This window comes from Desulfovirgula thermocuniculi DSM 16036, assembly GCF_000429345.1.
GTDB classification, from domain to species: domain Bacteria; phylum Bacillota; class Desulfotomaculia; order Desulfotomaculales; family Desulfovirgulaceae; genus Desulfovirgula; species Desulfovirgula thermocuniculi.
Genome location: NZ_AUBR01000097.1, coordinates 1 through 5,109, shown reverse-complemented (window position 1 = coordinate 5,109; position 5,109 = coordinate 1). Strand labels below are relative to the sequence as shown.

Genomic DNA, 5,109 nt, shown 5'->3' with positions numbered 1-5,109 from the left:
AGGGCGGCCTCGCCCGTGGCGAGCAGTTCGACCTTCCCGCAACCACCCGCCAGGGCCTTGGCTACCGAGCCAGCTACTTTTGCTGGGTCGGAATCTGACGCCACGGGGGCGCGGAACACGAGCGAACCCCGCACGGCCTCCAGGCCGTCCCCGGCGTGCCCTTCCCCTCGCGTGGGTGTGCCTTCATTGTCCTTTCGGCACGTCCCTGCCGCCGCGGGGGTAGCCGCCAATAGCTTGGGTGGTCCCAACCGCGGCGGCGGATCCATAAAGTACGGCCTAAACCTCACGGGCTCCTGCCCCTTTAGCTTCACTCGCGGCATCTCTAACCACCTCCTTAAAAAAAAGGAAACCGGGAGGACCGGTACCGCCCACCCGGTCATTTTACAGCGAGGCTCTTCCGGGCCTACGGCCAAAGCCTGGAGGTAAGTCCCTGGCTTCACGGGTTTTTTATTTTTTGTCGAGTGACTTCCTCCCTACACCTCAAGGTGTAGGGCTTCCTAGCGGTAGGCGCATGCGCCTACCGGGTTACACCGGTGCGAGCGACCCTTTTCAACCCGTTGCTGGAGGGTCTCCCGGAGGAGATCATCGCTCCCATCTCGATTACTCCAGGTACCGGGCCTTCTAAGCCGCGGTCCTTAGAGATACTCGCACGAATTTGTTTGGATCCAGCGCGATGGGCAGGGATTTGAAAAAAGACACGTCTTGTGACTAGTGAGACGCACTTGGCGATGCCATCTTTGCATGAGGACTGGCGAAGGAAGGCATTACTACCATAGTCGTCAAAGTAGCGACTTTTTGGATTAAGGTATGGCGTAATCGAGTGCTTCCCTAGGACGATAGAAGCGGGGCGGGGATAAGCACTTGCCCCCCCGCGTCGCGGACGAGTATCCCTTTCTGTTGATGTTGAGCGGTTTTAGCCGAAAACCGTTTGCCTTAACTCATAGAGATCATATAGGTGAGCAGATAACCAAAACTCTGTCTCTGCAATCGGAAAGAGTTCTGTGAGGGTCCTTAACGAATCCGAGGAAGGTACGGGCCAGCGCTCGGTTACTATACTTTCCAGTAACTCTCTGAGTCGTTGGTGCTCCCTACTGGCAGGATTTGAGAGCAAGTTAGCCAGATCTTGCTCATTGAGGGTGTTCCAAGTATTTTTGAGCGCTGGATCGTCGATTACGGCAGGGATAGGTATGTCGAAACGAGCTAGTCCACTAATGCTGGACCACACAGAGGGTATCTCATCAGCTAACTCTCGCCGGAGCCAGAGGAATGCCGAAAGGATTTCTTTTGCAACCTGATCGTCTTCTTGAATTACATCGCTAAACAGATAAACGCAAGAAACGAAATCCGGTCCATGTGCTAACGCAAACTCCAAACCGCTTTGGGGTACGATTTGCACTCTCTTCACTGCCCCGATGACCCGGCGCAGAAAATCGAACGCAACATCGGGTCTTGCTATTCCTTCCAGACCTTGGAGAGATGGGTGAACGAGACGTCCATACTTGAGAGGGGGAGCTACAGGGCCATCCAGCAACACCCAATCGTCGGGATACTGTTGTCTCAACTCCCAAAGCACCCCTATCTCGAGGATCCGCAATAGCACTTTTGCCCGATTCAGGGCTTTTGACCGCACTTCACCGGTGCGAACGAGATCTCCTGCTTGGAGTAGTGGTGTAACTCTACCCCCCCGTTGCAATTCCAAACCCACAGATGTGTCGGAATAGTACTGTGATCCCCCGCTTCGAATCGCTTCGTAGATACACACTCCTGCACCGAGTTCTTGCCCAGGTGGCCTTGTCACAGGAGAAACACTACTGGTTGCCACTTGAAGTGCTTGCAAGGGAAGGAGAAGGATGACAGCCTCCCGTTTCAGCACAGGCCTCAATCTCCCTTCCACGCGTTCCATTGCTCCGGCAACCAAATGCGTAATATGAACAGGTACCCTTACATTCCCAACTGGTACTTCCGTCACGGGTACCGTCCGTTGAACACCATCAACGAAAAAGCGAAAAAGGGAAGGAGTGTTTGGGAACGCTGAAATCGGAACCCGCACCATCTCCGTTGCTGGGGAAGAGTGCGTTGCCATATACATATCTGGTGCTCGTTCTTCTGGCACATCAACAGGGGGAAGGGGACTGGCTCCGATACCTTTCAAGTACTCTCCGAACTCACGGAGCCGGTGGGGTACAACTCTCACTTTTACTGTACACCTCCCTGTTGACCCGAATCTGAGGGCGCTATGCATCTGCTAGGGATCAACTCATGCAGAGGGGTCGGGAACCAGAAAATCAGCGGCGAAGGGTACAGAGGATGGCGAAGAATTAGCTGACCTTTTTTTAGGTTGGGGATCAACTCACGGAGATCCCCGAGGTATTTGTAGATGGGTTCTCTTACCTCGGACTCGTCAGAGTAGCCGACCACCTTGGTGGCTGCGTTTCCGTATACTTCCCCGTCCACTTCAGAAGCGAACTGCTGCGCTCCGACTAAGGTCAGCTGCAGATCCCGGCCGCGGGCAACAACGTCGATAATTTGCTCTTTTATGGGTGAAGTTCCGCTCGCGGGGGCGAACTTGTTGAGTTCGTCAGCGACGACTATAACCCGGTCAACCTGCCTATCGGGGGCCTCCAGCCCGCGGGAGAGTTCCCGGATAACCGCGCTGACAACGAGGCGCTTCTCCGCATCTGTCAGCCTGTTGAGTTGCACCACATGCAGTCCACCAGATTCCAGGGCGGTAAACCTTATCGGGCTACCGCGGGGGTTGCCTCTTTCGATAACCGCCGACGCGCGGTTGAGAAAACCCCAGACCCTCCGGCGTAGCGCCGGCGGCACGGAGCTTGCCCAGGTGCCTGGTATCCCGGGAACCATCACCTCGTTACCGCTACTTCCTGCTCTTGAAGTATTTCCTAAATCAGTTAACATTTGATTGAACGAAACTCCAGTTCTCGTAGTTCCTTTCTTTGCCTCGAGGTAAGCGTTTAGCAAAATAACCTGGGGTTCGGTAGGTTGGTACGTCGTGAAGAGCGCGGTTTCGAAATCTTCCCTTTCCAAATCTTCGAATCCGTAGCTGTAGAACTGCGCCCCTGGCATGAAACCCACATCGGGATCGCCTTGGTAAGTGAAATACCGAACGGGAGGGTTGAGAGCCACGGGGTCGATCCCGAGTGCTCTTGCCTGTTCCCACATAGCTTTAACGCGACCTGCTAGCGCAAGATCACCTACGTCATTTGCCCATTGTTCTATCCATTTTTTCGCTTCTTCCCAGTCCGGGGGGATGTTGTGAAGGCGTAAGAAATCCCGACGTTTTACATTAAAAAGGACCACAGCCACACGTTCACCCATATTTTTAGCCCACGCTAAAACGGAATAGCACAGGAACAAAGCGTAGCTACTCTTGGTGGCCAGACCGCTGGTCCCTGTAATGTTGATGTGGGCTCCCTCAGGCCCTAGGAGGAACTGGGCGTGCGCAAAAACAGGTAGCCAACTTTGTGGGTTATCTTCTCTTGATCCGACTTTGAGGAACCCCGCCAAAATTCTGTACTTATCTGGAATGCGTTGCGCAAGAAGGTTAACATCTCCTGGTGTCGCAAACCTGACCCGCCACCTTTCGGTAGGCGAAGAAACAGTAACGGGGTCACGGTACAGCATCCTGAGCTTAGCAAGCCTGATTACCGTCGGCTTGGTCGGCGGGTCTGAGTCGGGATTCCCGTAAGCACTCCCGTAGAAATCCAAAAGGTAGTTTTCAGTGGCGCTTTTGCTTTCCATGTCCTCGACCAAGGCTAGAACCTTTTCTCCGCCGCTGCCTTCTGTGACCAGCAAGGTGCCAATTTCCACGTCAACGGGGACATCGTTGCGGAGCCAGCACCAAAACTCATAAGGTTTTGCCGGCTCTTGCTTGGTGAGTAGTACGCGTCCGATATACATCTCCGAACCCCCTTTTCCAACATTTTTGGATTGCCTGGAGTTCTTGTTGCGAAAGCAGTTCTAGCCCGAGTTTTTCCTGTATTTCCAGGAGTTCAGACAGCAACTGCTTCCGCAACGATAACTTCAACCGCCCCGGTTTACCATCGGGCCGTAAAACCCTCAGATCGGGACGAGCGCCAAGATCTTTGAGCTTTTGCCTGAATTCGAGGAGGGGTTTGAGATAATTCCAACGCGGAAGCGTAGTGATTTTTTCCATGGCTCGATCCTGCCGAACTACCGTACACACCCAGCAACCAAAACGAGTCTCGCGTCCATTATAGACGCTCTCCTCCAGATTTCCTGTCGGATATCCGAGCAAGGGAGCATATAGCTGCAAAAAATCCCACACACTGCATTCGCTCCAACTAAATATAGGGGCAAGGTAAGTAGCCCCTAGCCGCGAGCTATAGTTAAGCCAAGCCCCTTGACCGCATTCCCCACCCCGACGGCAGGAACGGTACAATCCTATGTTGCGGTTGGCAGACTCGCCTACCCTCACTCCGGTAAGAACGGCTGTTTTTCTGGGATGGGATACCGACCGCAAAGCGTTCTCGACCGGTTCGATTTTTAGCCGCCGCGTACACCAGCGAAACCGTTGATGGGGAGGAGGGTAGCCTTTGCCTAGAAGACATACCCAGAAACTTTCTTCCACGCAAGGAGTGACCACGTGGTAGTGGATTGGTAGCTTTTTGATGCGGGGGAAATTTTTTAAGTAGTCCAAAAAGCTAAGCGCGTATTCCCGAATTGCGGGGATTTCTACTCCAGTATCCGCGTAGACCACATCTATCCGATCTGGTCTAGTAGTGCCACTCAGAGCAACCTCCAGAGCTAAGATAAGCACTGTGGTTGAATCTTTACCGCCTGAAAAGGTCACCACCCAGTGAGTGTAACCCCTTTCAAGCGTCGCTTCGAGAAACGATTTTGAATAGTCAACGAATAGCAGAAAAGGGAAGTCGGCCTTCCAGTTTCTAGCGACCGTTTCGGCAAATTCTACATCTCCAGAATCCGGCGAGTCTGGACATAGAAGACCTTCTACTAGTTCTTCAGTAACCTTCATCATTTCCACCTCGAATACCTGTATTTTCACCACTTTCCCTGAAAAATCCTCCAACAAAATGAGGAACCTCGCCAGGGCGGCCTCGCCCGTGGCGA

General features: G+C 53.4%; 4 protein-coding genes. All 4 read right to left on the bottom strand.

Going from position 1 to position 5,109, the window contains the following annotated elements:
- The coding region (locus G454_RS21610; RefSeq protein ID WP_156896834.1) for a hypothetical protein at positions 1 to 320 on the bottom strand (320 nt) is incomplete at its 3' end.
- A 593-nt stretch (positions 321 to 913) separates the two neighbouring features.
- Positions 914 to 2,194 carry a hypothetical protein gene (locus G454_RS21605; protein WP_156896833.1) on the bottom strand — a complete coding sequence of 427 codons (1,281 nt, stop codon included), beginning with the start codon at positions 2,192 to 2,194 and terminating at the stop codon, positions 914 to 916.
- A gap of 2 nt (positions 2,195 to 2,196) precedes the next feature.
- Positions 2,197 to 3,918 carry an ATP-binding protein gene (locus tag G454_RS0114600; RefSeq protein WP_027719179.1) on the bottom strand — a complete coding sequence of 574 codons (1,722 nt, stop codon included), beginning with the start codon at positions 3,916 to 3,918 and terminating at the stop codon, positions 2,197 to 2,199.
- The coding region (locus G454_RS21085) for a phosphoadenosine phosphosulfate reductase domain-containing protein (RefSeq protein WP_211230119.1) at positions 3,866 to 5,109 on the bottom strand (1,244 nt) is incomplete at its 5' end. The genes G454_RS0114600 and G454_RS21085, both read right to left, overlap by 53 nt.

Excerpts from the sequence above, each read along its gene's own strand:
- G454_RS0114600 (WP_027719179.1), bottom strand. The coding sequence starts at position 3,918 with ATGTATATCGGACGCGTACTACTCACCAAGCAAGAGCCGGCAAAACCT.